Consider the following 26,179-nt stretch of genomic DNA (forward strand, 5'->3'; position numbering starts at 1 on the left):
ACGGAGCCCGGTCGGTCTGCGGCTGCGGTCGTCCCTCACCGAGAGTCCCCGGTTCTGGACATCGACGACCACGCGCGCGTGCCGTTCACCGAGGTCGTGCGCGACCACGGGCGGCTCCTCCTGACCGGCGGGGCGCTGGCGGTGGGGTACGCGATCTTCTACGCCGTGACGCGGTGATCACCGCGCACCTGCTGGAGCTGTACGCGCCCGGTTCGTCACGGGCTCCGGGCGGCAACCTGGCGAGCAGGTCCGGGCAGGCGTTCGTGCGCCGTACCGGTGCCGCCGTCGGCTCACCATCTCGGCGGGTTCCGCGAGGGCGCGCTCACCCCGATCGTGGCGACGGCGCTCGCGGAACAGGGCGGCCGGGTGCCGTTGGCGAGGGCGCCTATCTGACGGGGGTCGCGCTGCTCAGCCTGGACTGCCTCGCGCTGCTGCACGAGACCCGGCCGGTACCGGCGGGCGGCGGCGGGGCCGGCGTCGGGGTGAGGGCGGCGGAGCCCACGAGAGCAGCGGAGGGCCGCGGAGTGCGCGCCCGGCGGAAGACGCGGAGCCCGCGTCGGGTGGGCGGGCGGTACGTCTAGGGATTGATCGCCAGCTCCAGGTACGCCGCGAAGAGCACCAGGTGCACTCCGCCCTGCAGGGGCGTGGCCCGGCCCGGGGCGACCGTCAGCGAGGCCACCACGACGGTCAGGGCGAGCAGCACCATGTGGACGGCGCCGAGACCGAGGACGAGCGGACCGGAGAGCCAGACGGACGCGAGGGCGACGGCGGGGATGGTCAGTCCGATGCTGGCCATCGACGAGCCGAGGGCGAGGTTCAGGCTGGTCTGCACCCGGTCGCGGCGGGCGGCACGCAGCGCGGCGATGGTCTCGGGGAGCAGGACGAGCAGCGCAATGATCACGCCGACGACGGCGTGGTGCAGCCCGGCGGACTCCACGCCCGACTCGATGGTGGGCGACACCCCTTTGGCAAGTCCGACCACGCCGACCAGGGCCAGTCCCAGCAGCCCCACGCTGATCAGCGCGGTACGGGCGGTCGGCGCGGCGGCGTGGTCGTCCGCGGTGATCACTTCGCCCTGCCGGGTGAGGGGGAGGAAGTAGTCGCGGTGCCGCACGGTCTGGGTCGCGACGAACAGGCCGTACAGGGCCAGCGAGGAGAGTGCGGCGAAGGTCAGCTGGGCGGTGGAGAACTCCGGCCCCGGTTTGCTGGTGGTGAAGGTCGGCAGTACCAGGCTGAGCGTGGCCAGGGTCGCGACCGTGGCGAGGGCGGCGCCGGTTCCCTCCGGGTTGAACACGGCCGTGCGGTGGCGCAGCGCGGCGACGAGGAGGCTGAGCCCGACGACGCCGTTGCAGGTGATCATCACCGCCGCGAAGACCGTGTCCCTGGCGAGCGTGGAGGTCTTGTCCCCGCCGTCGATCATGAGGGTGACGATCAGGGCGACCTCGATGATCGTGACCGCGACGGCGAGGACGAGGGAGCCGTAGGGTTCGCCCACCCGGTGGGCGACCACCTCGGCGTGGTGCACGGCGGCCAGCACGGCCCCCGCGAGCACCAGGGTGACCAGCGCGACGACCACGCCGGGCAGATCGCGGCCCCAGGTGAGGACCAGCAGGACGACCGCGACCACGGGTACCACGGCCGTCCACGCGGTCGTGAGCGCCCTGAGGCGAGGGATCATGCGGCGATCGTCGCAGACGGGGAGGGGGGTCGCATTCCGGTCGCGCCAGGAGCGTGGTAGGCGGAGGTGGGCCCGCCCACGGCCCCGGTGGGGACTTCAGGTATCCGCTGAGGGACTCAGGAACGCGCCGGATCTCCAGGAGCTTTTCCAGCCCCGCGCAAACCCGCGGTCCGCCCGAGCCGGCCCGCGGGCGGAGCGAACACCGGGAGCGATGGTCGGCCGTTCGCCGCACATCGCTCCCGGTGGGGTTCTTCCCGCGTCCGTCCGGTCAGACGTCGGCGCTGTCCTTCGGGGCGTCTTCGCCTTGCTCGCGCGCCGCCTCGGCCGCCGCCTGCTTCCTGGAGGCCCGCAGGCTGGTGATCGTGGTGACGATCAGGACCGAGCAGATCACGCCGAGCGAGACCGGGATGCTGATCTCAGGGACGTGGACGCCGGACTCGTGCAGCGCGTGCAGCACCAGCTTCACACCGATGAAGCCCAGGATGATCGACAGGCCGTACGAGAGGTGGACCAGCTTCTTCAGCAGGCCGCCGATGAGGAAGTACAGCTGCCGCAGCCCCATCAGGGCGAAGGCGTTGGCGGTGAACACGATGTACGGGTCCTGCGTCAGACCGAAGATCGCGGGGATCGAGTCCAGCGCGAACAGCACGTCGGTCGTACCGATCGCGAGCATCACGACCAGCATGGGCGTCATGACCCGCTTGCCGTTCTGCTGGATCCACAGCTTGGTGCCGTGGTAGCGGTCGGCGACACCGAACCTGCGCTCGGCCGCCTTGAGCAGCTTGTTCTCCTCGTACTCCTCGTCGTGCTCCTCGGCCCGGGCCTCCTGGACGAGCTTCCAGGCGGTCCAGATCAGGAAGGCGCCGAAGAGGTAGAACACCCACGAGAAGCTGGCGATGATCGCGGCGCCCGCGGCGATGAAGACGGCCCGCAGGACCAGGGCTATGAGGACACCGATCAGAAGTACCCGCTGCTGGTACTGCGACGGCACCGCGAACTTCGCCATGATCAGGACGAAGACGAAGAGGTTGTCGACGCTCAGCGACTTCTCGGTGATGAAGCCGGCGAAGAACTCACCGGCGGGCTGCCCGCCGCCGAAGACGAGCAGGCCGAGCCCGAAGAGCACGGCCAGAACGATCCAGACGGCCGTCCAGATCCCGGCTTCCTTGATCGACACGTCATGCGGCTTGCGGCCGATGAAGAAGTCGACCGCGATCAGGGCGGCAAGGCCCACAACGGTCAGGACCCACAGGGTCAGAGAAACATCCACTGCGCCTCCGGCAGTCGTCAACGGAACATGTCAGCGACTTCGCTGCCGGAGGTCTCTTCCACCCCGGACATCCGACGCGCGGTGCGCGTCCGGAAACCATGGGCCGACGCCCCGGGATCTGGCCAGATCCGTATTGACGGGCACGCCGCACAGACAGGGAGTACTCCCCTCCGTACGAAGAACAGTACCCCAATCACCAAAGAAAGGTAAAGAGCTTGGCAAAGGAAGCATCAAATTACCTGGTCAGACGCCTTTACGTGCGCTTGGTGCAGGGCCGGGGGTCAACGGTTCCAGTCCCGGCGGGCCGCAGCGACCTGGGTGAGCACCTGTTCCAGGACCTGGCTGCCGGGCGGCACTAGCGCGGGCTCGTACGTCCAGGCGTGCCCCACCCACGGGTCGGCGAGATGGTCGTCGGGCACGGGGGTCAGCCGCAGCAGCGAACGCCACAGCGGGTCGAGCAGCGGCCCGTATCCCGAGGATTCCTCACGGTCGGCGACCATCATCAGGTGGACCCCGACGTCCGGTCCCTCGTCCGCGAGGTAGCGCAGCTGGTTCACGGCCCGGTCGTCGAAGCCGTGCGGGAAGTCGTTGACGATCAGCAGCTGCTGCGAGGTGTCGAAGCCGGGCGGCAGCGCGTCGGCGGCGGCGCCGCGCAGCGCCATCTGCACCAGGTCGACACGCTGGGTGAGCCGGGCCAGCACCTCCGCCACCCCGCCGGCGCCGGAGGCCGGCGGGGTGGCGAGCACGCCGGTCCCCACCAGCGGCGCCAGCGGCTGTGCCGCCGAACCGGCCGGATCGATGACGTGCACGGTGAACTCGCCCGCCGGGTGGACGGCGAGCAGGCGCGCCGCGTGCGCGACCGCCGCCTCCATGGCCAGGTGCCGCACCTCGTGTGCGTCGGTGAACGCCCCGTCGAACGATCCGGCCCGGCTGCTGTCGATCCACAGGCCGCGCTCCAGCGGCAGCCGGACCAGCATCGGTATGCGCACCTCGGCGGCCTCGGGCAGATAGAGGTCGCCCAGGCGCAGGGCCATGGGCATCTCCCTCGGCACGCGGTAGCCGTGCCAGACGGGGTTGTCCCAGCCGGCGTAGGCCGGGGGAAGCGCGGGCTCGACGACCTCAGCCTCGGCGGTGAGCTGGATGAGATCCCGGTCGAGGGCCTCCCTGGCCTGCTCGACCAGCGCGTCGTGCTTGGCGCGGGCCGCCTCGCGCGCGGCGTCGCCCTGCCCACCGATCCTGCCGCGCGGGTCGGACAGGACCTGTTCGAGCTCCTTGTCCATGCGGGACTCGGCGAAGTCGACGGCGCTGCGGTAGGCGGCGGTGGTGCGGGCCAGGTCCTCGAACATGCCCCACACCTGGTTGTAGAGCCGCTCGTCCATGGACCAGCCGGTCGCGTCGCCCGCGACGGGCCGGGCGGGCTGCCCGGGGGCGGTCGGCGGCGCGGCCGGCGGGGGCGGGGGTGGCGCCGCGTTCCGGCGGCGCGGGTGGCTGTAGTCGATCGGCCCGCCGGCGGTGGACGGGGACGGCTGGGTGACCGGGGAGGGGTCCGGGGTCCCCGGGTACGGCGGCTGCGGGGCGGGGTGCACCGGCCCGCCGGGCAGCTGACCACCGTACGAACCCTGCGGCCCGTACGGAGACACCGGAGGGACGGGTCCGGGGGCGCTCTGCGGTGCGGCGCCGCCCTGGTCGTGGCCGAGGGCGGGGGCCGCTGCCTGCCGTGTGCGGTCGCCCTCCGCCGTGCGCGGCGGCGGTGCCTGAACCGAGCGGGCCAGGCCCCGGGCCACCGCCTCGTTGATGCCGGCCGCGAGCTGGTGGGCCTCGGGCAGCCCCTGGTCGGTGAGGAGTTCGGCGAGACCGCCGGCGTAGCCCTGGCCGACGGCGCGCACCTTCCAGGCTCCCTGGCGGCGGTAGAGCTCCAGGGCGACGACGGCCGACTCCGCGTCCAGGCCGGTGAGGGTGTAGGTGGCGACCTCGGTGCCGTCGAGGCCGGTGACGGCGACGAACGGGGCGGCCACCGCGCCGAAGCGCACCGGGCCCGCCCCGTCCCCGGCGGGCAGGGCGAGCAGCACATCGACGCGGTGCACCGCCTCCGGCATGGCGTCCAGGTCCACCGCGAGGCGATGGTCGGCGGCCGCCTGCCGGGACACCTCGAGGCCCGGCAGGGTCGGGGCACCCGGGTGGGCCACCCACTCGACGCCGTGGACCTTGCCGTCGGTGTCGCTGAGCGTGGCCGCTGCCACGATCGGCGTGCCGGCCGAGACCCTAATCTCGAGACGGGACTGGGAGAGCGGGTGGTTCTGCCCCCGCACCAGCTCGGCCGTCATCGCCTTCTCCCCCTGTGTCGCTGTGGACGTGTCGTGGCTGATCGCCGGCCCGCCGGGGGCCGGTCGCCGCGCGCTCTCAGAGGAGCGGCAGGACGGACGGCATCAGGTCCTGGAAGGTGCGGCCGTTGGCCGGCGTACCGAGGGCCGTCATCGTCCAGCCCGTACCGGAGCGGTGCACCTTCGCCATGATCTGCGCCGTGTACTGGCCACCGCCGGCGAGCGTGTACCGGGCGAGTTCCTGGCCGTTGGTTTCGTCGACCAGGCGGCAGAACGCGTTCTGCACCTCCTGGAACGTCTGGCCCGTGAAGGAGTTCACGGTGAAGACGATCTGGTCGATGTGGACGGGCACGCGCGCCAGGTCGACGAGGATCGCCTCGTCGTCGCCGCCCTGGCCGACACCGCCGACGAGGTTGTCCCCGGTGTGGCGCACGGAGCCGTCGTCGCTCACCAGATGGCGGAAGAAGACGACGTCGACCGGCTGCTTGTCCGCGAACAGGACAGCGGAGGCGTCGAGGTCGATCTCCCGGGTACGCGAGCCGAACAGGCCGCGCCGGGGAGCCGCCTGCCAGCCGAGACCCATGCGCACCGCGGTCAGGCTGCCGCCGTCGTTCTTCTGCAGACTGATGGCCTGACCCTTGGTCATGTTGACGGTCACGCGCTGATTCCCCTCTCGAACGTCCCCTGTTGCCGCGAAGACCGCGGTTGACGAGAACCCTACGCAGGGGCACTGACAGTGCCGTACCCCGGTCCGCACTTTGTGTCGGTCTTGCAACACTGCGCGCACGAGGGGGGCTCGCGGGGCAGCCGGGGCGCCGGTCCCCAGCGGTGACCGGCGCCCGCACGCCCGTCAGGACAGGCCCGCCTCCTGCATCTGGCGCAGTTCCTTCTTCATCTCGCTGACCTCGTCGCGCAGCCGCGCCGCGATCTCGAACTGGAGGTCGGCGGCGGCGGCCCGCATGCGGGCGGTCAGCTCCTCGATCTGCTCGGCGAGTTCGGCCGCGGGCCGGTCGGTCGGCACCGTCTCCTTGGCCTTGCCCTTGGCGGACTTGGCCGGCTTCGCCGGCTTGGCCGCTGCCGCCTTGCCGCCGAGGGACGGCACGGGCGCCTTGGTGCCTCCGCCGTCCTTCCTGGCCCTGCGGTAGCCCGAGCCGAGCAGCTGCTCGGTGTCGATGTCCTCCCGGGCGATCTGCGCGACGATGTCGTTGATCTTCTTGCGCAGCGGCTGCGGGTCGATGCCCTTCTCCTTGTTGTACGCGACCTGCTTCTCCCGGCGGCGGTTGGTCTCCTCGATGGCCTTCTCCATCGCCGGGGTGATCTTGTCGGCGTACATGTGGACCTGGCCGGAGACGTTGCGCGCCGCGCGGCCGATGGTCTGGATGAGGGAGGTGCCCGAGCGCAGGAAGCCTTCCTTGTCGGCGTCGAGGATCGCCACCAGGGACACCTCGGGCAGGTCGAGGCCCTCCCTGAGGAGGTTGATGCCGACCAGGACGTCGAACTCGCCGGAGCGCAGTTCGCGCAGCAACTCGACGCGGCGCAGGGTGTCCACGTCGCTGTGCAGGTAGCGCACCTGGATGCCGAGTTCCAAGAAGTAGTCGGTGAGGTCCTCGGCCATCTTCTTGGTGAGCGTGGTGACCAGGACGCGCTCGTCCTTCTCGACCCGCTCGCGGATCTCGTGCACCAGGTCGTCGATCTGGCCCTCGGTGGGCTTGACGACGACTTCCGGGTCGACGAGGCCGGTGGGGCGGATGATCTGCTCGACGACGCCGTCCGAGCGGGACAGCTCGTAGTTTCCGGGGGTCGCCGACAGGTAGACGGTCTGCCCGATGCGCTCCTGGAACTCCTCCCATTTCAGGGGGCGGTTGTCGAGGGCGGAGGGCAGCCGGAAGCCGTGGTCGACGAGGGTGCGCTTGCGGGAGGCGTCGCCCTCGTACATCGCGCCGATCTGCGGCACGGTGACGTGGGACTCGTCGATGACGAGCAGGAAGTCGTCCGGGAAGTAGTCGAGCAGGGTGTTGGGCGGGGAGCCGGGCTCGCGAGCGTCGAAGTGCATCGAGTAGTTCTCGACGCCGGAGCAGGTGCCGATCTGGCGGAGCATCTCGATGTCGTACGTGGTGCGCATCCGCAGGCGCTGGGCCTCCAGGAGCTTGCCCTGCTTCTCCAGCTCGGCCAGGCGTTCCTGGAGCTCCTTCTCGATGCCGTTGATCGCGCGTTCCATGCGCTCGGGGCCGGCGATGTAGTGGGAGGCCGGGAAGACGTACAGCTGCTGGTCGTCGCTGAGGATCTCGCCGGTGAGCGGGTGCAGGGTGGACAGCGCCTCGATCTCGTCGCCGAACATCTCGATGCGGACCGCGAGCTCCTCGTAGACCGGGAAGATCTCGATGGTGTCGCCGCGGACCCGGAAGGTGCCGCGGGTGAACGCCATGTCGTTGCGCGTGTACTGGATGTCCACGAAGCGGCGCAGCAGCTCGTCCCGGTCGATCTCGTCGCCCACCCGCAGGGTGACCATGCGGTCCACGTACTCCTGCGGTGTACCGAGGCCGTAGATGCAGGAGACCGAGGCGACCACGACGACGTCGCGGCGGGTGAGCAGCGAGTTGGTCGCGGAGTGGCGCAGGCGCTCGACCTCCTCGTTGATCGAGGAGTCCTTCTCGATGTAGGTGTCCGACTGCGGGACGTACGCCTCGGGCTGGTAGTAGTCGTAGTACGAGACGAAGTACTCGACGGCGTTGTTCGGCAGCAGCTCGCGGAACTCGTTCGCCAGCTGGGCGGCCAGCGTCTTGTTCGGCGCCATCACGAGGGTGGGGCGCTGGAGCTTCTCGATCATCCACGCGGTGGTGGCGGACTTGCCGGTGCCGGTCGCGCCGAGCAGGACGACGTCCTTCTCGCCTGCCTGGATGCGCCGGGCGAGCTCTTCGATGGCCGTCGGCTGGTCGCCGCTGGGCTGGTAGGGGCTGACGACCTCGAAGGGCGCCACCGTGCGTTCGATGTGGGAAACGGGCCGCATGCAATCCACCGTACGACCCCGCACTGACAACCGGCTGGGATCAGCGGTTCTGCGGGGTGCGGAAGCGCTGTCCGGCCGGGCGGCGGGGGCGGAACTGGAGCCGGTGCGCGGAGTCGTGATGGGCGGCCGTGTGGGCCGGGACGCCCGGCTTGTGGTCGGCGGGCAGCACGGCGGGCCGGCCCGTGACCATCAGCGGGTCGAACAGCACGACCACGCCCGCGAGGAGGAGGAAGGCGAGCGGGCCGATCAGCATGGGCGCGAGCAGGTTCGCGGGCGAGTCTCCCGGGGAGGGGTCGGCCGTGCCGTGGAGGTGGACGCTGAGGGCGGCCATGCCGGTGTAGTGCATGCCGCTGACGGCGAGCCCCATGACGAGGCTCGCGCCGACGCTCCACAGGAAGCCCCTGACCTGTCCGGCCGCCCACAGCGCGGCCGTGGCGGCGACCATGGCGATGACGACGGAGGCGGCGACGGTGACCGTGTTGTACTCCAGCCTCCCGTCCAGGCGCATGCCGGCCATGCCCATGTAGTGCATGGAGGCGATGCCCAGGCCCGTGATCGTTCCGCCGGTGAACAGGGCCGTCCCCCGCGCGCCCCGGTGGCCGACGATGAAGATCCCGATCCCCACCATGACGATGGCGACGGCCAGGCTCGCGAAGGTCATGGGCTTGTCGTAGTGGATCGGCGTCCCCTTGACGGTGAAGCCCATCATCGCCACGAAGTGCATGGTCCAGATGCCGGATCCGATCGCGGCGGAGCCGAGGGTGAGCCAGCCGGCGCGCCAGGAACGGGTCAGCATCGATCTGGTGGTGCAGCGCAGACCGAGGGCACCACCCAGGCAGGCCATCAGGTAGGCCACCAACGGTGTGATCAGGCCGTAGCTGAATCCGTCGACCGTGCCTTGCATGCGCGGCTGCCCTTCCCGCCCGTTTACGTCCCGGAATCGCCGGTGTGCGCCCCCTCCCAGGACCGCCCGAGCGGTCAGGGTTGACGCAGAGAGTATGACTCCCACCGGAGCGGTCGAACGACTTTCCGGCAAAGAAACACTGCCTTGCCCCAGTTGTGCGGCACCAGTGACCGGAGTTGGGGCGGCCCCGTTCAATCTGTGTCCATCGTGTACTCCCCTTCTGTTGACCCTCTGCTGTCAGAGTTGAGCTGTCCGTGACTGTCCCATCGCTCGACGCGAGGAGTACGCATGCACGCGCGCGCTGTCGCCGCTTCGACCACCGCGCTTTTGGGGACCGCCGCCCTGCTGTTCCCCGCCTCCGCCGCCCGGGCCGCCGACGACGGCACACGGCCGCTGGTCGTGGCACACCGGGGAGCTTCCGCCTACGCGCCCGAGAACACCCTGGCCGCCGTCGACAAGGCGGCAGCCCTGGGCATCCGCTGGGTGGAGAACGACGTCCAGCGCACCCGGGACGGCGAGCTGGTCGTCCTCCACGACGACAACCTGCGGCGGACGACCGACGTCGAGGAGGTCTTTCCCGACCGGGCGCCGTGGAAGGTGAAGGACTTCACCGCCGCCGAGATCGCCCGCCTCGACGCGGGAAGCTGGTTCGGCCCGGCCTACGCGGGCGCGCGCGTGCCGACACTGGAGCAGTTCGTGCACCGCGTCGAGCTGCACCACCAGAAGCTCCTGTTGGAGATCAAGAACCCGGAGCTGTACCCGGGCATCGAGCGGCAGACGCTCAAGGTCCTCAGCAACGAGGGCTGGCTGGACCGGCGGCACCTGGCGAACCGCTTGGTCGTGCAGAGCTTCAGCGCGGACAGCATCCGTACCGTCCACGCGCTGAAACCGGCCGTCAAGACCGGTTTCCTCGGTACCCCGCACGTGACGAACCTGCCCGCGTACGCGACCTTCGCCGACCAGATCAATCCCTCCCACCGTTCCCTGTCCCGCGGCTACGTCGCCGCCGTACACACGTTCAAGGGGCCGCACGGCAGGCAACTGGAGGTCTTCACCTGGACCGTCGACGACGCGGCCACCGCCCAGCGGGTCGCCGGGTACGGCGTCGACGGCATCATCACCAACAAGCCGGACGTGGTGCGGAACGCGGTGCGCCGCTGAACCGTCCCGCCGCTTTGCGGTGCCCGCCGTCGCCGTCGGGGCGTTGTCAGTGGCGGGTCGTACGGTGGGTCGCATGAGCAGCGAGGAGCAGTACGAGCAGCAGGTCGTGTGGACCGTCGTCGGCACCGGCATCGGTCCGCTGCTGCTGGCCGCGACCCGCGAGGGCCTGGTCAACGTCGTCTTCCACGCCACGGACGCGGTGCGCGACAAGGCGCTCGACCGGCTGGCGTCCCGGCTGGGCACCGCGCCCGTCGAGGCGCCCGACTCCCCGTTGCTGGCCGAGGCGATACGTCAGGTACGGGCGTACTTCGCCGGTGAGCGGCGTGACTTCGAGCTGCCGCTGGACTGGTCGCTGATCTCGGGCTTCAACCGGGAGGTCCTGCGGGAGCTGGCCTCCGGTGTCCCGTACGGCCAGGTCGTCGGCTACGGCGATCTGGCCGGGCGGGTCGGCCAGCCGGGCGCGGCCCAGGCCGTGGGCATGGCGATGGGTTCCAATCCGCTGCCGGTGGTGGTGCCCTGCCACCGGGTCGTCGAGAGCGGTGGCGGCATCGGCGGGTTCGGGGGCGGCCTGGAGACCAAGCGGAAGCTGCTCGCCCTGGAGGGCGTCCTGCCCGAGCCGCTGTTCTGACAGCCCGGGCAGTCCGTCGGTCGGGCCGGTCAGTCGTAGTGGCGCGCTTCGAAGACGTTGCCGTCCGGGTCCCGGAAGTAGAAGCTGCGCCGGGCCTTGCCCCGGGCTCCGAAGGAGTCGTACGACAGGTCCGACACCGGTACGGACTGCTCCTGCAGGCGGCTGAGGAGGGTGTCGAAGTCGCCTGCCGGCAGGGACAGGCAGACGTGGTTGACGGGGTGTCCCGCGCTGTCGGCGGCACCCGGCAGCATGGTCATGCGTTCGGCCATGGTCAGCGGCATGAGGTCGAGGATGGTGTCGTCGTTGACGCGTACGGAGGGGAACGGGGCCTCGCCCGCGGCGAACTCGGCGAGTCTGACCGGCTCCAGACCGACCGCCTTCTCGTAGAAGCCGGCGGCGGCGACCGGATCACGCACCCAGAGGACCACGTGGTCGAGACGTGGTGTGTCGTCCGTCATGTACTCCAGGCTGGTGATGTCCGTGACGGACCGCAAGGGTTTGACCCGGCGCGCGGCCCGCCAGAGATGAGGGAAGACCGACAGACAGGAGGCAGGCCCGTGGTGCTGGTGGTGTCCGAAGAGGTGCGCGAGGCGATGGACGCGCGTCGACCGGTGGTGGCGCTGGAGTCCACGATCATCGCGCACGGACTGCCGCGACCGCGCAACCTCCAGGTGGCGAGGGAGCTGGAGGCGGCCGTACGGCAGGAGGGTGCCGTGCCCGCGACGATCGCGGTGCTGGACGGGCGGCCCCATGTCGGTCTCGACAAGGAGCAGCTGGAGCGGGTCGCGAACGAGGACCAGATCCGCAAACTCGGGCACCGCGACCTGCCGCTCGCGATGGCCTCCCGGGCGAGCGGTGCGACCACGGTGTCGGCGACCGCCCTGCTGGCGGCGCTGGCGGGCGTCCGGGTGTTCGCGACGGGCGGGCTCGGCGGAGTGCACCGGGAGTGGACGGTGACACAGGACGAGTCGGCCGACATCGGCCTGCTGGCGCGCACGCGGATCACGGTCGTATGCGCGGGGGTGAAGTCGATCCTGGACGTGCCGGCGACCCTGCAGCGGCTGGAGACGCTGGGGGTCGCGGTGGCCGGCTACGGCACGGATCGCTTTCCCGGCTTCTACCTGTCCGACTCGGGGCATCCGGTCGACTGGACGCTGGACACGCCGGAGCGGGTCGCGGACGTCATGCGGGCGCAGGACGCACTCGGCGGGCCGGAGTCGGCACTGATCGTCGCCAACCCGGTGCCCGAGGAGGAGCAGCTGGATCCCGAGCTGCACGCGCGTGTGCTCGCCGACGCGCTGCACGCGTGCGAGGCGGAGGGGGTCATCGGCCAGGCCGTCACGCCGTTCCTCCTCGACTACCTGGTGCGGCACACCGACGGCGCCTCGCTGAGCGCCAACCTGGCGGCGGTGCGCGGCAATGTGCGCCTGGCGGCGCGGATCGCGACGGCCTGGGCCGGGCAGTGAACGGGACAGCCCCGCCGGCCGCGCGCGGCGGTGCCCTCCTGGTCGTCGGTGACGTGGTCACGGACGTCGTCGCGCGGCATCGGGGCTCCCTCGCCGTAGGCACGGACACGGCGGCCGTCATCCGGACGGTGCCGGGCGGAGCGGGCGCCAACGTCGCCTGCTGGGCCGCCCACTGCGGTGCGGCGGAGGTGCGGCTGCTCGGGCGAGTGGGCCGGGACGCCGCGGACCGGCACGAGCGCGAGCTGGCCCGCTGTGGAGTGCGCCCCCGTCTCGTCGTGGACGAGGAGGCGCCGACCGGGACGGTGATCTGCCTCGTCGACGAGGGCGCCGCCGCGGAGCGGACGTTCCTCACCGACAGCGGCGCGTCGCTGCGGCTCGACCCCGGCGACTGGTCGGACGCGCTGCTCGACGGAGTCGCTCGGCTGCATCTGTCGGGCTACCTGCTGTTCTCCGCACGGAGCCGGGCCCTGCTGACGGTGGCCCTGGAGGCGGCACGCGCGCGTGGCGTTCCGGTGAGTCTGGATCCCGCGTCGGCCGGGTTCCTGGTGGAGCTGGGCGTCGGTCGTTTCCTGACGCTCGTCGAGGGCGTGGACGTGCTGCTGCCGAGCCGTGACGAGGCGTGCCTGCTCACGGGGCTGCCCGATCCGGCGGACGCGGCGGCCAAGCTGAGCAGGCACGTCCCACTGGTGGTCGCCAAGCAGGGCGCGGACGGTGCGCTGGTGGCCCGGTCCGGTGCGGTGCGGGCGCGTGTCCCCGCCGTTCCGGCGGTGCCCCGGGACACCACGGGCGCCGGCGACGCGTTCACGGGCGCGTTCCTGGCCGCCCTGCTCGGGGGAGCCCGGCCCGAGGATGCGGCCGCGCAGGGGTGCCGGGCGGGGGCGCTGGCAGTGGAGCGTGTGGGCGGCAGACCGCCTGTGCGGGGGTGACGGTGGCGGAGTTGTTGCAGGGCTGCTGGAGTGGCGGCACGTCGGGGACTCGCAGGGGATGGGCGCCGGGGGCAGCTGCGGAGCCACCGGAGAGAGTGTCGCAGTCGGCCGCACATCGGCGGCAGGGCGAGGTGCGGCGCCGGCGGGCCTCGGCCCACGCGCCCCGCGTCAACTCGCCCACCTCCTACGCCTTGTGGCCCCACGCCGAGATCAGTGGTGCCGTCGCCACGTCGAGGGCGCCGGAGGCGAGGTTCGCGAGGTGGCGGTCGATGTCCTGGTCCGTGGCGAGGCCCGCGGTGACGAGTCGGGCGCGGACCCGGTGGATCGTCGCGGACTCCAGGGCGGCGGAGGCGGGTGAGGCGATCGGCAAGTGGGCGTCGGCATGGACGCGGCTGAGTCCGGCCTCGCGCAGCAGGCGGGGAAGTCTGCGGCCCTGGGCGAGGTCGGCCCCGCGGTCGGCGAGCAGTTGCCGGACGCGGTGCCGCAGCCGGTTCGCGAGCTGCTGCCCGGGGCCGTACTCGTCCGGGCAGAGCAGGGGCTGCAGTGCGGGATCGGCGTCCTCGACGAGGAGACGCCCGCCGGGACGCAGGGCGCTGGCCATCGACCGCAAAGCCCGTTCCCGGTCCGGCGCATGGACGAGGACGAGCCGGGCGTGCACGAGGTCGAAACCCCTTCCCGGCGGCTCCTGCTCGCCGATGTCGTGGACGCGTGCCTCGACCGGCGGGCGGGCGACCGGCAGCAGCGGCGCGATGTCGGTGTCGGTCGCGAGGACCCGCCCGGTCGGGCCGACCTTCCTGGCCATCCAGGACACCACGGAGGTGCCGCCGCCGACCACCCAGCAGCGCCACCCGGGGCCGATGCCGAGCGCTTCGAGATGCCGGAACGTCACGGGATCGAAGAGGGCCGCGAAGGCGTTGCACCACTCCTCCGTGTCGGTGCGCTGGTCGTCGAGGAGGTACCCGTCGAGTCGCATCATGTCGCGATCATCCCATTTGTCTGACTTGTACGGAGTGGTCGACGCTCCCGTGCGACGAACCGTGCGGTGTCGACGCGCGTCACAGTCTGCGGGGCGGCTCGGCGACTGCTCGCGGGTGTTGGGGGAAGGGGCAGGGACGTCCTGGTCGACGTGGGCGGGCGGTGTTCCTCCACAGCCGGGAACACAGCGGAACCCGCGGTATCCACAGGCTTACCCGCAGCTCACGTCGGCCTGGCAGACTGGCGCGCCAAGGCGCACCAGCACGGCGCGAGGAGATCCACATGTCCATGGCAGGGAATCTGCGGAAGGTCACGAGCCTCGGCGGGGTCGGCGGCCTGCGCAAGGTGGCTCGGCTGGCCCGGCGGCGCCCTCGCGTCGATCTGAGTCACCCGGCCCGGTCCCCGCTGGGCTCCTCCGTAGTGAACTGCGTGACGTACCAGGAAGGGGTCCGTACGACCGCGCGAGGCGATCTGGTCGACGCCGTGGAGCGGGTGCGCAAGAGCGGTGAGGGCTTCGTCTGGCTCGGTCTCCACGAGCCGACCGACCAGGAGTTCGCGGGGGTCGCCGAGCTCTTCGACCTGCATCCGCTGGCGGTCGAGGACGCCGTCGAGGCCCACCAGCGCCCCAAGCTGGAGCGGTACGGCGACACGCTCTTCGCCGTGTTCAAGACGGTCTGCTACGTCGAGCACGAGGAACTCACGGCCACCAGCGAGGTGGTGAACACCGGCGAGATCATGCTGTTCGTGGGCCAGGACTTCGTGATCACGGTGCGGCACGGACGGCACGGCTCGCTGGGCCCGCTGCGCGAGGAGCTGGAGTCCGACCCGCAGCAGCTCGCCAAGGGCCCGGCCGCGGTGCTGCACGCGGTCGCGGACCTCGTGGTCGACGACTATCTGAGCGTCACGGACGCCGTGCACGCCGATATCGACCAGGTCGAGACGGACGTGTTCGCGGAGAACGGCGCGCGGGTCGATCCGGGGCGTATCTACCAGCTCAAGCGCGAACTGCTCGAACTCAAGCGGGCCGTGGCGCCCCTGAGCCGCCCGCTCGAGGAGCTCGCCACCCGGCCGATACGGGTGGTCGACCCGGAGATACAGGCCTACTTCCGGGACGTCTCCGACCACCTGCTGCGGGCGAAGGATCAGATCGCCTCCTTCGACGAACTGCTCAACTCGATCCTGCAGGCCCACCTCGCCCAGGTGACCGTCGCGCAGAACGAGGACATGCGGAAGATCACGGCGTGGGCGGCGATCGTCGCCGTGCCGACGATGGTCTGCGGGGTGTACGGCATGAACTTCGACCACATGCCGGAGCTGCACTGGCGGTACGGCTACGGCATGGTCATCGGCGTGATATCCGTCGCCTGTCTGACTCTCTACCGGGGCTTCCGGCGCAACGGCTGGCTCTGACGCACGGCGCGCCACTGCCCAGGGCGGGAGACAGGGGCTCAGCGGGTGGAGGACCTGGCGTAGACGCTCTCGGCCCAGTGGGCGATCTGGTTCTCGCTCAGGTGCCGGGCCAGGTCGGACTCGCTGATCATGCCGACCAGGCGCTTGTCGTGGATGACGGGAAGCCGGCGGATCTGGTGCTCCTGCATCTCCCGGAGGACCTCGCTGACGTCGGCGTCCGCGTCGATCCAGCGCGGGGTGCCCTGGGCCATCTCGCCCGCGGTGACCTTGGCCGGGTCGCGGCCCAGGGCGACGCAGCCGACGACGATGTCCCGGTCGGTGAGGATGCCGCAGAGCCGTTCGTCCGCGTCGCTGATGGGCAGGGCGCCGACACCGAGTTCGCGCATCAACTGGGCGGCGCGGTCCAGGGTTTCATGGGCGGGGATCCATTGGGCGCCGCGGTGCATGATGTCTCCGGCGGTGGTCATGAGGTACCTCCCGGTCCCGGGCAGGCCGGCGCGGCGCGGGACGCACCGCGAGTCCCGGCGCCCTTCATTCTCGCCGCGCCGCCCGGCGGGCGCACCCGGAGAAGAAGGGCTCAGACGGGCGGCCCGCTCCATGCCGGATGGCGGGGATCGTCGGCCCTGACCAGCACGTCGGCCGCGCCGGCCGGGTCGGTCTCGTGCTCGTAGCGCTCAAAGGCGGGCAGGGTCCAGTGCTCGGCCTCGGGGGTGCGGCGGCGCAGGGCGCCCGGGGAGAGGAGGACGTGGACGCTCAGGTCGAAGGGGAACCAGTGCCGCAGGAGGAACGGGCCGTGCAGCAACAGAACACCGCCGGGCGGCAATTGCACGTAGGCGCTGCGCGTCGCGCGGTCGGTGACCGGATCCCACAGGTCGGGCAGGACGCGTCCGTCGCCGCCCGGTTCGAGGGGGCCGAACACCTCGCGCCACAGGGCGCCGGTGTCGTACCAGCCGCTGTAGTACGACTCCACGTCCCGGCGGCCGTACTCCAGGCGGACCGAAGCGGGGCGCAGGAAACCCTCCGTGCCCACGACGAGGGAGGAGCGGCCGTGGACGCGCAGCGCCTGCGAGACGCGCTCGGCGAGGTCTCCCGGGCGGGCGGCCGGGGCGCCGTCGAAGGCGATGCGCGGCCAGGGACCGCCGTCGGCCGGCTTCAGGTCGAGCAGGCGCTCGGCGAGCTGTTCGCCGAGCCGGTCCCAGGTGATCGCTTCCAGTCGCACACGGCCCATGATGCGTCAGTGATCGGTCGGAACGCGTCCTCCGCCCCCCGGGGGCGAGGTGCTGCGGCACCCCCGCCAGGGCAAGAAACCCGGTATGGCACCTCGCGCAACCGCCCCTCCTCACCCCCAACTTCTGGTCTTCCAACCCCTGAGGAAGCGGCATTGTGCCGTGTGCCGGCGCGGGCCGCTGCCGCTGCTCGTCATGGAGGACGGTGCCCCAAGCTGCCTCGACTGTGCCGACCTGGCGCATCTGGAGTTCCTGCCGCGCGGCGACACCGCGCTGACGCGCAGAGCGCGGGAGGAGAGCGCGCTGTCGGTGGTGGTCGTGCGGTTCAACCGGCGCAGGAGTCGTTACGAACGGCAGGGCGTGCTGGTCGAGGAGGCCGCGCTCGCCCGCGCCGAGCAGCGCTGCCTCGCGGACGCCGAGGCCCGGCGTCGGCGCAGGGCGCGGGACGCGCGGCGGCGGGCGGTCCAGGACGAGCGGTTCGCGGAGGCGTTCGCGGCGGAGATACAGCGGCTGTTTCCCGGGTGTCCGGCTGGGCGCGCCCGGGACATCGCCGCGCACGCCTCGGTCCGGGGCAGCGGACGGGTGGGCCGCAGCGCGGCCGGCCGGGCACTGACGGAGGGGGCGGTGACCTCGGCGGTCGTGGCGTCCGTACGGCATCTGGACACGCCGTACGACCGGTTGCTGATGAGCGGCGTACCACGTCAGGAGGCTCGCCGGCGGATCGCGGCTGCCGTGGAAACGGTGCTAAGGGGGTGGCGGGCGGCACGGGGTGAGGCGGGGGCGGGGTGAGGCGGTGGCGGGGTGAGGCGGTGAGCGGTCGCGAAGCGCCCGACCCGGTCATGCCGGGACGCCCTGGGCGTTCGGGTAGGGGTCCGCGGGGCCCTCGGCCGTGGGCGGTGGGCGGTGGGCTCACACTGGCATTGACTTCAGGGGACGGACGGGCGCCGGGCGGTCGGCTCGGCTCGACGGGCGGGAGTTGGGGCTCACATGATCGACGGACCGTACTTCGTGCTGACGGTGCTGGGCGTGCTCGGGACCGGCCTGGTGGCCGGGGCCTTCTTCGCGTTCTCGGCCTTCGTGATGAGAGCGCTCGCCGCGCTGCCGCCCGCGCAGGGCGTGGCCGCGATGAACGCGATCAACGTGTCCGCGGTGCAGCCGGCGTTCATGCTCCTGTTCGTCGGCTCGGCGGTACTGTGCGCGGTGATCGCCGTGGTGACCTTCGTGCTGTGGCCGGACCAGGGGACGGTGGAGCTGCTGGTGGGCAGTGCGCTGTACCTGTTCGGCACGTTCGGGGTCACCGTCCTCGCGAACGTGCCGCGCAATGACGCGCTGGCCCGGCTCGACCCGGGCACCGCGGAGGCGGCCGCGTACTGGCCGTCGTACGTGCGCGAGTGGACGGGGTGGAACCACGTCCGCATGGTCGCCTCGGCCGGGGCGGCGGTGGCGTACGTCCTGGCGCTCACCTGACCCCGGCACCGGTCCTGAGGGAATCCCGGAGAACCTGAGGGAACCTGGGAGAAAGCGCTGTCCGACACTCTGCGCACGCGGCTGAGGGCACGTATCGTGGCCGGAAGAGTGCCGCCCGACGACGCACGGCCTGCCACCCGCGCACGCAAGGAAGACGGCCATGGCCGATCCCAAGGGATTCATGACCACCCCTCGTCAGGACTGGCCGCGCCGGCCCGTCGAGGAACGGGTCCGGGACTGGAACGAGGTCTACGCCCCCGGGGCGCTGCTGCCCATCATCAGCAAGCAGGCGGACCGCTGCATGGACTGCGGCATCCCCTTCTGTCACGAGGCATGTCCGCTGGGCAACCTGATCCCCGAGTGGAACGACCTGGTCTCCCGCGAGGACTGGCGGGCGGCGGCGGAGCGCCTGCACGCCACCAACAACTTCCCGGAGTTCACCGGCCGGCTGTGCCCGGCGCCGTGCGAGGCCGGCTGTGTGCTGGCGATCAACCAGCCGGCCGTCACCATCAAGAACGTCGAGTGCGCCATCGCCGACAAGGCCTGGGAGGAGGGCTTCGCGCCGCCCAGCCCGCCGGAGCGGCTGTCGGGCAGGACGGTGGCGGTGATCGGCTCGGGACCGACCGGGCTCGCCGCGGCCCAGCAGCTGACCCGGGCCGGGCACACGGTCGCCGTGTACGAGAAGGACGACCGGATCGGCGGGCTGATGCGGTACGGCATCCCCGAGTTCAAGATGGAGAAGCACCATCTGGAGCGGCGGCTGGAGCAGATGCGGGCCGAGGGGACCCGGTTCCGTCCGTCCACGGCGGTCGGGCGGGACGTCGACGCGGCCGAGCTGCGGGCCCGTTACGACGCCGTGGTGATCGCCACGGGAGCCACCGCCTGGCGCGAACTTCCGGTGCCCGGGCGGGAGTTGGCCGGCATACACCAGGCGATGGAGTACCTGCCGCTGGCCAACCGGGTGTGCGAGGGGGACCTCGATGTCTCCCCGTTGTCCGCCGCCGGCAGGCACGTCGTCGTCGTCGGCGGTGGCGACACCGGCGCCGACTGCCTGGGCACGGCCGTACGGGAAGGGGCCGCGTCCGTGACCCAGCTGGACATCTACGCCCAGCCGGGCGCGGAGCGCGACGAGGAGACCGAGCCCTGGCCGACGTATCCGGTACGGATGTACCGGCTGTCCGCCGCGCACGAGGAGGCCCGCGATCTGCGGACCGCTCCGGTGGCGGACGCGGACGCGCGGCTGTTCGCGGCGTCCACGTTGCGCTTCACCGGCGACGAGGCCGGGCACGTGCGGTCGCTGCACCTGGTCGAGGTGGACGCGGCGCGCCGCCCGGTGCCGGGCACCGAGCGGACGCTCCCCGCCGACCTCGTGCTGCTCGCCCTCGGCTTCTCCGGCCCCGATCGCACGGACGGGCTCGTCGACCAGCTCGGGCTGCACCTGGAGCCGCGCGGGACGATCGTGCGGGACGCCGGGTTCGCCACGAACGTGCCGGGGGTGTTCGCGGCGGGGGACGCCGCCCGGGGCCAGTCGCTCATCGTGTGGGCGATCGCCGAGGGGCGGGCTGTGGCGGCGGCGGTCGACCGTCATCTCATGGGGAGTTCGCGGCTGCCGGCGCCGATCGGTCCGTTCGACCGGCCGATGGCCGTGTGACGCCGGGGACGGAGGGCCGTCGATCCTCGACCGCCCTGACCACCGTCGACCGCCCGCTACCGCCCCCGCCCGTCGTCAACGACCGTCAAGGGCGAGCGGGAGGCGTAACCGACGTCCTGGACCCTGCGAGCCTCGCCGACTTCATCGCCTCGGGGTCGTAGGACCGTCACCTACGTCGGATGCGGCAGCGGTACCGGCGTCGGCGGGACCGCCTCGTCGCGGCCCTCGCCGAGCGCGCAGGGCGAGCGGCGTCCCGGCACCACGGACGTGATCCGCCGCCACGGGGCGCACAGCGACACCAGCCGGGTCGACACGGCGCAGCGGGTGTTCCTGCGCAAGGGCAACCTCGACCTCGATCCGCCGCTGGACTCCGGCGCACGGACTGAGCCGCCACGGCGCACGCGATCCGGTGCACGGACACGATCTGGTGCACAGACATGCTCCGGTGCCCGGACACGATCCGGCGCACCGCGGGACCGCTACGGCTTGCGCCCCACCGCCCCGTAGCCCGGAATGACCCCGTCGTCCTGACCGGGTACCGGCTCCCCCAGCTCGGGGTGCCAGCGGTGGGGCACCTCGACGCCGGGTTCGACGAGGTCGAGGCCGTCGAAGAAGCGGGTGAACTCCTCGCGGGAGCGCAGGGCCAGGGTGACCCCGGCGGCCTTCAGCTTCTCGGTGGCGGCCGCCGACTCCTCGGGGGTGAAGTCGGCCGTCGCGTGGGTCATCACGAGGTAGCTGCCGGAGGGCACCTCGGCCAGCAGGCGCCGGACCAGGTCGTGCGCGCCGTCCTCGTCGGGGACGAAGTGCAGCAGCGCGATGAGCGACAGCGCGACGGGCCGGGTGAAGTCCAGCACCTTCTTCGCGCCCTCGACGATGGCGTCCGGCTCGCGCACGTCGGCCTGCAGGTACTCGGTCACCCCCTCGTCGGTGCCGCGCAGCAGGGCCGCCGCGTGGGCCAGCACGATGGGGTCGTTGTCGCAGTAGACGACGCGCGCGTCGGGCGCGGTCTGCTGGGCGACCTGGTGGAGGTTGGGCTCGGTCGGGATGCCGGTGCCGATGTCGAGGAACTGCCGTACGCCCTGGCCGGCCAGCCAGCGCGTGGCCCGGTGCATGAAGGCCCGGTTGACCCGGGCCATCACCGGCACCCGCGGGTCGAGGGCCAGCATCTGCCGGCCCATGGCCTCGTCGACCGGGTAGTTGTCCTTGCCGCCGAGATACCAGTCGTACATCCGGGCGGGATGCGGCCTGCTCGTGTCGATCCCGACGGGGGGCTGCCCGGTCATGGCCTACTCCATAAGGGTCCGCAGCGATTAGCGATCAACTCAGTGCCAACATAAGGGACTTGACGCAAGAAAGAACCAACAACAGCGAACAACGGCGAGCAGGACCGGGCGACAACGGCCCGGGCGCTTCCTCAGGACAGCAGGAAATCGGCCTCCCCCGCCTTGGCCCCCTCGATGAAGGCCGTCATCTCGTCGGAGGTGTAGATCAGCGCCGGCCCGTCCGGGTCGGTGGACTGCCGTACGGCGATCCGGCCGTCGGCGAGTTTCATGGCCTCCAGGCAGTTGCCCCCGTTGCCGCCGCTCCACGGCTTGTGCCAACCCTCGCTGCCCAACTCCCGAGCGGGCATGCCGTTGTAGATCCGCTCGGCGCGGATCCGCGGCTGGGGGTGGGACTTGATGCGATCCATTCACAGCTCCTTGCGGAGATCCCTGAGGATCTCCTTCGTGCGATGTGCCGTAGCGGCCTGCGCCGCCATGCGGTCCATGACCTCGAGGTGGGTCGCCACCTCCGCGCGCGCGTCGAGGTAGACGGCGCCGGTCAGGTACTCGCTGTAGACCATGTCCGGCAGTTCTGGCATGGCGAATCGGAACAGCACGAACGGCCCGTACGTGCCGGGGTGCGGCCCGTTCGCGAACGGGACGATCTGCAGCGTGACGTTGGGCAGCTTCGTGGCCTCGAGCAGTCTGTCGATCTGGGCACGCATCACCTCCGGGCCGCCCACCGGGCGACGCAGCACGGTCTCGTCCATCACGACCCACAGCCGGGGCGCGTCCTGGCGGGTGAGCAGTTCCTGGCGCTGCAGACGCAGGGCGACATGGCGCTCGATGTCCTCCGGCCGGGTCTGGCCGACGGCGCCCGAGCGCAGCACCCCGCGCGCGTACTCCTCGGTTTGCAGCAGGCCGGGGACGAAGTGGGGTTCGTAGGAGCGGATGAGGGCGGCCGCGCCCTCCAGGCTGACGTACATCGAGAACCAGTTGGGCAGGATGTCGTGGAACCGCTGCCACCAGCCGGGCTTGTTGGCCTCCTCGGCCAGCCGCACGAAGGCGTCCGCCTCCTCCCCGAGCACGCCGTACGCCTGCAGGAGCATCTGGAGGTAGGGGATCTTGAGCGCGACCTCGGCCGTCTCCATCCGGCGGATGGTGGCGGGCGCGACACGCAGGATGCGGGCGGCTTCCTCCCGCCTGAGCCCGGCGCGTTCCCGAAGGTCCAGCAGGCGCCGCCCGAGGACCACCTGGCCTACCGTCGGCGCGGACCGCGGCTCGCTCACGCTCCACCTCCAGCAAAAAATTCCTGACAGCCCGACGGCGCCGCTCGAAGACCTATTCGAAGGCGAGGTTCGAACCGTGTGACACAGGACCCGGTACGAACTCTCCTTCGAGTCGATCCCAATTGGCGCCGCGCGAGGTGCTGTTGCGAGCAGTGTGCCACGGCCTTCCAGACCGTCACACAGCACTCTGTAAATTCCAGAGTGACACTTGCCAACCTGTCCCCGACGGGGCGATAGTGGCAAGCGTGATTCCGTCCGCGCCCTTAGGAACAGACGCCGCCCCAGGTCTCCTCGGCCTCGGTGAAGCAGCGGGAGTCGGCCTTGGTGGGGCCACTGCCGAGCGCCGGTTCCGTTTCGAACTGGCCGCACATCCGGGCTCTCCGGCGCAGGCCAGACGCCTGACGCGCGCCCGACTGACCGTCTGGTCGGTGTGCGAGGACACCTGCGACACCGCGGTTCTGGTGGTCTCCGAGCTGGTCACCAACGCCATCGTGCACACCGCCAGCACCCACATAGTCTGCGAGCTGCACGACGGCGACGACCTCGTGCGCATAGCCGTGCGGGACGAGGGCTGCGCCCCGGGCCGGCTCCACGCGGCCACCCGGCGGCGCCCCGAGGAGGAGCACGGGAGGGGACTGCTTCTCGTCGACTCCCTCTGCCACGCCTGGGGCGCCCATGAACACGGTCCCGGGCTGCTGGTCTGGGCGGAGCTGCCGCGCAAGGGCGAGACCCCGCGCGGTCCCGCCGAACCCCGCAACGACCTGGGCTGGGGCACCCGGCCCAAGCCGGGCACGTCGGGCGGCTCGGACGACGAGCACACCCGCGGCACCGAGGGCCCCAGGGAGTCCGGGGTCCCCCCGGCCGAACGGAACCCGGAGAGGGGCAGCGTGTGAGGAACCGGTCCGGCCGGGTGCTGAACCTGGACAGGCTGGTCCGGCTGCAGCGCGGGCTGGGCCCCCCGGGCACGCTGCGGAGGCTGCCCGTGCCCGACGGCATGACCGCCCCGCTGGGCTGCGACGCGGTGGCCGTGCCCGCCCGCTTCGGACCTCTGCTCATCACCCGGCTGCCGCGCGTGGGGTGCGTCTACGCCGACGAGGCGCACTGGTGGTGGCTCGTGCCGTCCGACTCCGACTACGCCCTGGAGTGGCCCGCGCCGGCGCGATACGCCACGGGTGCGGTGGTGCCGGACACCCCGGACCTGCCCGGCCTCATCCACCGGCCGGAGGGCACGCTCCCGTACACCCCGCCGATCCCCCTCTACCTGGCCCTGTGCCGACTGACGGGGACGACTCCTGCCTGGTCGCGTCCGGTCAGCGCGTAGCGTCACGACGCCCGGCTTCCTCGGGACAGCCTCCCTCCCGCGCCCCCCCTCCGCCTGGATCCCCGCCCCGTCGCCAGGCCCGCCCTCCCCCAGGTCGTACGCCCACGCGCTTCCGGCGCCCCGGTGTGCGCCCTGGCCCGTTCGGCCTCACGCCGCGATAGTGCCGTTCGTCCGGGGGCGTGGATCGGGGGAGGTCGACGGTGGGTGCGACACAGGACTCGGGCGGACGGGAGAGGCAGGGGCGTCCGGGTCGGAGCGCGAAGAAGCCGCAGGCGGACGAGCCGCCGCTGTCGGAGTCCGAGCGGCTGCTGTTCGGCGGCCCGCTGCGCTACGACACGGGCTGGAACCAGCACCACGGCGCCTTCCTGGAGCTGAGCTTCCGGGCCCTGATCACGCGGCTGCCCGCACTGCTGGCCGCCGGCCTCCGGCTCGCCCGGCAGGCCGACCCGCGTGCCGCGCGGACCGTGCTGGCCGCCGAGGTCACCCGGGGTGTCGCACAGGCGGTGGGTCTGCTGGCCGTCAACAGCGTGCTCGCCCGGCTGATGGGCGGCGGCTCGATCGAGGACCGGCTGCGCGGGGCCGTTCCGGCCCTGGTCACGGTGGCCGCCGTGATGCTGCTCGCGACGCTCCTGCGGGCCGCGAGCACCTACGCCACCGGGCGACTGGAGCCCAAGGTGGAGCGGGTGGCGACCGAGCTGTACCTGGAGCGGGCGGCGGCCGTGGAGCTGGCCGCGATCGAGGACCACGCCTTCCACAAGCTGCTGGACACTGCCCAGTACGGCGCCTCCTCCGCCCGCCGCATGATCATGTACGGCACGCGTGTGGCGAACGCGGCGATCTCGCTGATCGCGGCGGCCGGCGTGCTGACCGTGCTGCATCCGGTGCTGCTCCCGCTGCTGGTGACGATGACGCTGCCGAGCGCCTGGAGCGCCCTGACGATCGCCCGGCGCCGCTACGCCTCCTTCCACATCTGGGTGCAGCACGCCCGGGCGGGCCATCTGATCAGCGGTCTGCTCACCGAGCCCGCGGCCGCTCCGGAGATCCGTGTGCACGGCGTGGGCCCGTTCCTGCTGCGTCACTTCCGCGCCATGTCGGAGACCGCGGAGGCGGAGCAGGCCCGGCTGGCCCGGCTGGCGGCCCGTACGGGGCTGGTCGCGGCGGCCTGGACGGGGCTGGCGACGGCGGCGACGTACGCGACGCTCGGCGCTCTGCTGCTGGCCGGGGCGATGGCACTGTCGGTCGCGGGTACGGCCGTGATCGCGATCCGCACCGGCTCGGCGAGTCTGGACACCCTGGTCCTGGAGGTCAACCAGCTCCATGAGGAGGCCCTGTTCGTCGGGGACCTGGAGAAGCTGTACGCCGAGGCGGCCGAGCGGGCCATCCCGGTCGGCGGCCGGCCGCTGCCGGAGGATCCGAGGGAGATCCGCTTCGAGAACGTCACGTTCCGCTACCCGGGCGACGCGGCCCGCCCCGCCCTCGACGACATCACCCTCACCCTGCCCCTGGGCCGGATCGTCGCGCTGGTCGGCGAGAACGGCTCCGGCAAGACGACCCTGGTCAAGCTGCTCGCCGGTCTGTACGTGCCGGAGAAGGGGCGGATCCTGTGGGACGACGTGGACGCGGCGACCATGGACCGGCACCGGATCGCCGAGCGCATCGCGATGGTGGCGCAGGACTTCAAGCGGTGGCCGTTCACGGCGCGGGTGAACGTCGCCGTGGGCCGCCCCTCGGCGCCACTGAGCGAGGAACGCCTGGCCGCGGCGGTCGCCGAGGCCGGGGCCGAAGGTGTGGTCGCGGACCTGCCGCGCGGGCTGGACACCCTGCTGGCCCGCGACTTCAGCGGCGGACACGAGCTGTCGGGCGGCCAGTGGCAGCGGCTCGGCATCGCCCGGGCCGCGTTCCGCAACGGGCGCATCCTGATCGTGGACGAGCCGACGGCGGCCCTGGACGCCCGGGCCGAGCTGGAGGTCTTCGACCGGATCCGGGCCCTGGCCGACGGCGGACAGACGGTCGTGCTGATCACCCACCGGCTGGCGTCCGTGCGCCACGCGGACCTGGTGCACGTGCTGGACCAGGGCCGGCTGGTGGAGTCCGGCACACCCGACGAGCTGCTGGCCACCGGCGGCCTCTACGCGGAGCTGTACGCGCTCCAAGCGGAACAGTTCACCCGGCCGCCCGCCCCGGCCGCGAGGGCGCCGGAGGCGGGGTGAGCCGCAC

Annotated in this window: 24 protein-coding genes and 2 pseudogenes; 13 read left to right on the plus strand and 13 right to left on the minus strand. The window is 71.9% G+C overall.

Annotation, left to right across the window (positions count from 1 at the left end; genetic code table 11):
• Positions 1-13: 13 nt before the first annotated feature.
• Positions 14-581, plus strand: a pseudogene (locus ACFPZJ_RS23865) (hypothetical protein); the annotation flags it as partial.
• Here ACFPZJ_RS23865 and ACFPZJ_RS23870 read toward each other — a convergent pair.
• From ACFPZJ_RS23870 to ACFPZJ_RS23895, 6 genes are all read right to left on the minus strand, one after another.
• Positions 578-1,678 carry a calcium:cation antiporter gene (locus ACFPZJ_RS23870; RefSeq protein WP_381025164.1) on the minus strand — a complete coding sequence of 367 codons (1,101 nt, stop codon included), beginning with the start codon at positions 1,676-1,678 and terminating at the stop codon, positions 578-580. The pseudogene ACFPZJ_RS23865 and the gene ACFPZJ_RS23870 sit on opposite strands and share 4 nt — an antisense overlap.
• 268 nt (positions 1,679-1,946) lie before the next feature.
• Positions 1,947-2,948, minus strand: coding sequence for a TerC family protein (locus tag ACFPZJ_RS23875; protein WP_381025166.1), 1,002 nt, complete (start codon positions 2,946-2,948; stop codon positions 1,947-1,949).
• A gap of 281 nt (positions 2,949-3,229) precedes the next feature.
• Entirely contained in the window at positions 3,230-5,272 is a 2,043-nt protein-coding gene (locus ACFPZJ_RS23880; protein ID WP_381025169.1) for a TerD family protein, read from the minus strand.
• A gap of 76 nt (positions 5,273-5,348) precedes the next feature.
• Entirely contained in the window at positions 5,349-5,927 is a 579-nt protein-coding gene (locus tag ACFPZJ_RS23885; protein WP_381025172.1) for a TerD family protein, read from the minus strand.
• Positions 5,928-6,119: 192 nt separating this feature from the next.
• Positions 6,120-8,276: an excinuclease ABC subunit UvrB gene (gene uvrB / locus ACFPZJ_RS23890; protein ID WP_381025175.1), complete on the minus strand. Its 2,157-nt coding sequence runs from the start codon at positions 8,274-8,276 to the stop codon at positions 6,120-6,122.
• 40 nt (positions 8,277-8,316) lie between these two features.
• Positions 8,317-9,180 (minus strand): MHYT domain-containing protein, encoded by an 864-nt coding sequence (locus ACFPZJ_RS23895; RefSeq protein WP_381025177.1) that lies wholly within the window; start codon positions 9,178-9,180, stop codon positions 8,317-8,319.
• Positions 9,181-9,468: 288 nt separating this feature from the next.
• Between ACFPZJ_RS23895 and ACFPZJ_RS23900 the strand changes: the two genes are divergently transcribed.
• Together ACFPZJ_RS23900 and ACFPZJ_RS23905 are read left to right on the plus strand one after the other, a co-directional pair.
• Positions 9,469-10,341: a glycerophosphodiester phosphodiesterase gene (locus ACFPZJ_RS23900; RefSeq protein WP_381025180.1), complete on the plus strand. Its 873-nt coding sequence runs from the start codon at positions 9,469-9,471 to the stop codon at positions 10,339-10,341.
• A 73-nt stretch (positions 10,342-10,414) separates the two neighbouring features.
• Entirely contained in the window at positions 10,415-10,969 is a 555-nt protein-coding gene (locus ACFPZJ_RS23905; protein WP_381025183.1) for a methylated-DNA--[protein]-cysteine S-methyltransferase, read from the plus strand.
• Between the two features lie 29 nt (positions 10,970-10,998).
• On the opposite strand, the gene ACFPZJ_RS23910 is transcribed toward ACFPZJ_RS23905, so the two are convergent.
• Complete coding sequence (locus ACFPZJ_RS23910) at positions 10,999-11,427, minus strand: VOC family protein (protein WP_381025185.1); 429 nt, start codon at positions 11,425-11,427, stop codon at positions 10,999-11,001.
• A 102-nt stretch (positions 11,428-11,529) separates the two neighbouring features.
• Here ACFPZJ_RS23910 and ACFPZJ_RS23915 point away from each other — a divergent pair, with 102 nt between their 5' ends.
• Both ACFPZJ_RS23915 and ACFPZJ_RS23920 read left to right on the plus strand, forming a co-directional pair.
• Positions 11,530-12,435, plus strand: a complete 906-nt coding sequence (locus ACFPZJ_RS23915) for a pseudouridine-5'-phosphate glycosidase (protein WP_381025762.1) — start codon at positions 11,530-11,532, stop codon at positions 12,433-12,435.
• Entirely contained in the window at positions 12,432-13,361 is a 930-nt protein-coding gene (locus tag ACFPZJ_RS23920; RefSeq protein ID WP_381025188.1) for a carbohydrate kinase family protein, read from the plus strand. Before ACFPZJ_RS23915 ends, ACFPZJ_RS23920 begins: the two co-directional genes overlap by 4 nt.
• Positions 13,362-13,545: 184 nt before the next feature.
• Here the strand turns inward: ACFPZJ_RS23920 and ACFPZJ_RS23925 are convergent, their stop codons facing one another.
• Complete coding sequence (locus ACFPZJ_RS23925) at positions 13,546-14,337, minus strand: methyltransferase domain-containing protein (protein ID WP_381025190.1); 792 nt, start codon at positions 14,335-14,337, stop codon at positions 13,546-13,548.
• A 281-nt stretch (positions 14,338-14,618) separates the two neighbouring features.
• Between ACFPZJ_RS23925 and ACFPZJ_RS23930 the strand changes: the two genes are divergently transcribed.
• Positions 14,619-15,746, plus strand: a complete 1,128-nt coding sequence (locus ACFPZJ_RS23930; RefSeq protein WP_381025192.1) for a magnesium and cobalt transport protein CorA — start codon at positions 14,619-14,621, stop codon at positions 15,744-15,746.
• Positions 15,747-15,784: 38 nt separating this feature from the next.
• On the opposite strand, the gene ACFPZJ_RS23935 is transcribed toward ACFPZJ_RS23930, so the two are convergent.
• Together ACFPZJ_RS23935 and ACFPZJ_RS23940 are read right to left on the minus strand one after the other, a co-directional pair.
• Complete coding sequence (locus ACFPZJ_RS23935; protein WP_381025195.1) at positions 15,785-16,213, minus strand: CBS domain-containing protein; 429 nt, start codon at positions 16,211-16,213, stop codon at positions 15,785-15,787.
• A 110-nt stretch (positions 16,214-16,323) separates the two neighbouring features.
• Positions 16,324-16,965, minus strand: coding sequence for a nucleoside/nucleotide kinase family protein (locus ACFPZJ_RS23940; RefSeq protein WP_381025197.1), 642 nt, complete (start codon positions 16,963-16,965; stop codon positions 16,324-16,326).
• 94 nt (positions 16,966-17,059) lie between these two features.
• Here ACFPZJ_RS23940 and ACFPZJ_RS23945 point away from each other — a divergent pair, with 94 nt between their 5' ends.
• The 4 genes and pseudogenes from ACFPZJ_RS23945 to ACFPZJ_RS23960 all read left to right on the plus strand — a co-directional run.
• On the plus strand, positions 17,060-17,761 hold the full coding sequence (locus tag ACFPZJ_RS23945) for a DUF2293 domain-containing protein (protein WP_381025198.1): 702 nt from the start codon (positions 17,060-17,062) through the stop codon (positions 17,759-17,761).
• A 198-nt stretch (positions 17,762-17,959) separates the two neighbouring features.
• Complete coding sequence (locus ACFPZJ_RS23950) at positions 17,960-18,439, plus strand: anthrone oxygenase family protein (RefSeq protein ID WP_381025201.1); 480 nt, start codon at positions 17,960-17,962, stop codon at positions 18,437-18,439.
• A gap of 160 nt (positions 18,440-18,599) precedes the next feature.
• On the plus strand, positions 18,600-20,090 hold the full coding sequence (locus ACFPZJ_RS23955) for a glutamate synthase subunit beta (protein WP_381025204.1): 1,491 nt from the start codon (positions 18,600-18,602) through the stop codon (positions 20,088-20,090).
• Positions 20,091-20,372: 282 nt separating this feature from the next.
• Positions 20,373-20,459, plus strand: a pseudogene (locus ACFPZJ_RS23960) (chitosanase); the annotation flags it as partial.
• A 110-nt stretch (positions 20,460-20,569) separates the two neighbouring features.
• Here ACFPZJ_RS23960 and ACFPZJ_RS23965 read toward each other — a convergent pair.
• The 3 genes from ACFPZJ_RS23965 to ACFPZJ_RS23975 all read right to left on the minus strand — a co-directional run bounded on the left by ACFPZJ_RS23965 (position 20,570) and on the right by ACFPZJ_RS23975 (position 22,641).
• A complete protein-coding gene (locus tag ACFPZJ_RS23965; protein ID WP_381025206.1) occupies positions 20,570-21,373 on the minus strand; it encodes an SAM-dependent methyltransferase in 804 nt (267 codons plus the stop codon).
• A 131-nt stretch (positions 21,374-21,504) separates the two neighbouring features.
• Entirely contained in the window at positions 21,505-21,780 is a 276-nt protein-coding gene (locus tag ACFPZJ_RS23970; RefSeq protein WP_381025209.1) for a DUF397 domain-containing protein, read from the minus strand.
• Positions 21,781-22,641 carry a helix-turn-helix domain-containing protein gene (locus tag ACFPZJ_RS23975; protein ID WP_381025210.1) on the minus strand — a complete coding sequence of 287 codons (861 nt, stop codon included), beginning with the start codon at positions 22,639-22,641 and terminating at the stop codon, positions 21,781-21,783.
• Positions 22,642-23,000: 359 nt separating this feature from the next.
• Between ACFPZJ_RS23975 and ACFPZJ_RS23980 the strand changes: the two genes are divergently transcribed.
• The 3 genes from ACFPZJ_RS23980 to ACFPZJ_RS23990 all read left to right on the plus strand — a co-directional run bounded on the left by ACFPZJ_RS23980 (position 23,001) and on the right by ACFPZJ_RS23990 (position 26,172).
• The gene (locus ACFPZJ_RS23980) at positions 23,001-23,534 is read left to right on the plus strand and encodes an ATP-binding protein (RefSeq protein WP_381025765.1); all 534 of its coding nucleotides are present in this window, start codon (positions 23,001-23,003) and stop codon (positions 23,532-23,534) included.
• Complete coding sequence (locus tag ACFPZJ_RS23985) at positions 23,531-23,962, plus strand: hypothetical protein (protein WP_381025213.1); 432 nt, start codon at positions 23,531-23,533, stop codon at positions 23,960-23,962. The genes ACFPZJ_RS23980 and ACFPZJ_RS23985 overlap by 4 nt, the downstream gene beginning before the upstream one ends.
• Before the next feature lie 287 nt (positions 23,963-24,249).
• Positions 24,250-26,172: an ABC transporter ATP-binding protein gene (locus ACFPZJ_RS23990; RefSeq protein ID WP_381025768.1), complete on the plus strand. Its 1,923-nt coding sequence runs from the start codon at positions 24,250-24,252 to the stop codon at positions 26,170-26,172.
• The last annotated feature ends 7 nt before the right edge of the window (positions 26,173-26,179 follow it).

It is taken from the genome of Streptomyces bullii (genome assembly GCF_042657145.1).
Lineage (GTDB): Bacteria > Actinomycetota > Actinomycetes > Streptomycetales > Streptomycetaceae > Streptomyces > Streptomyces bullii.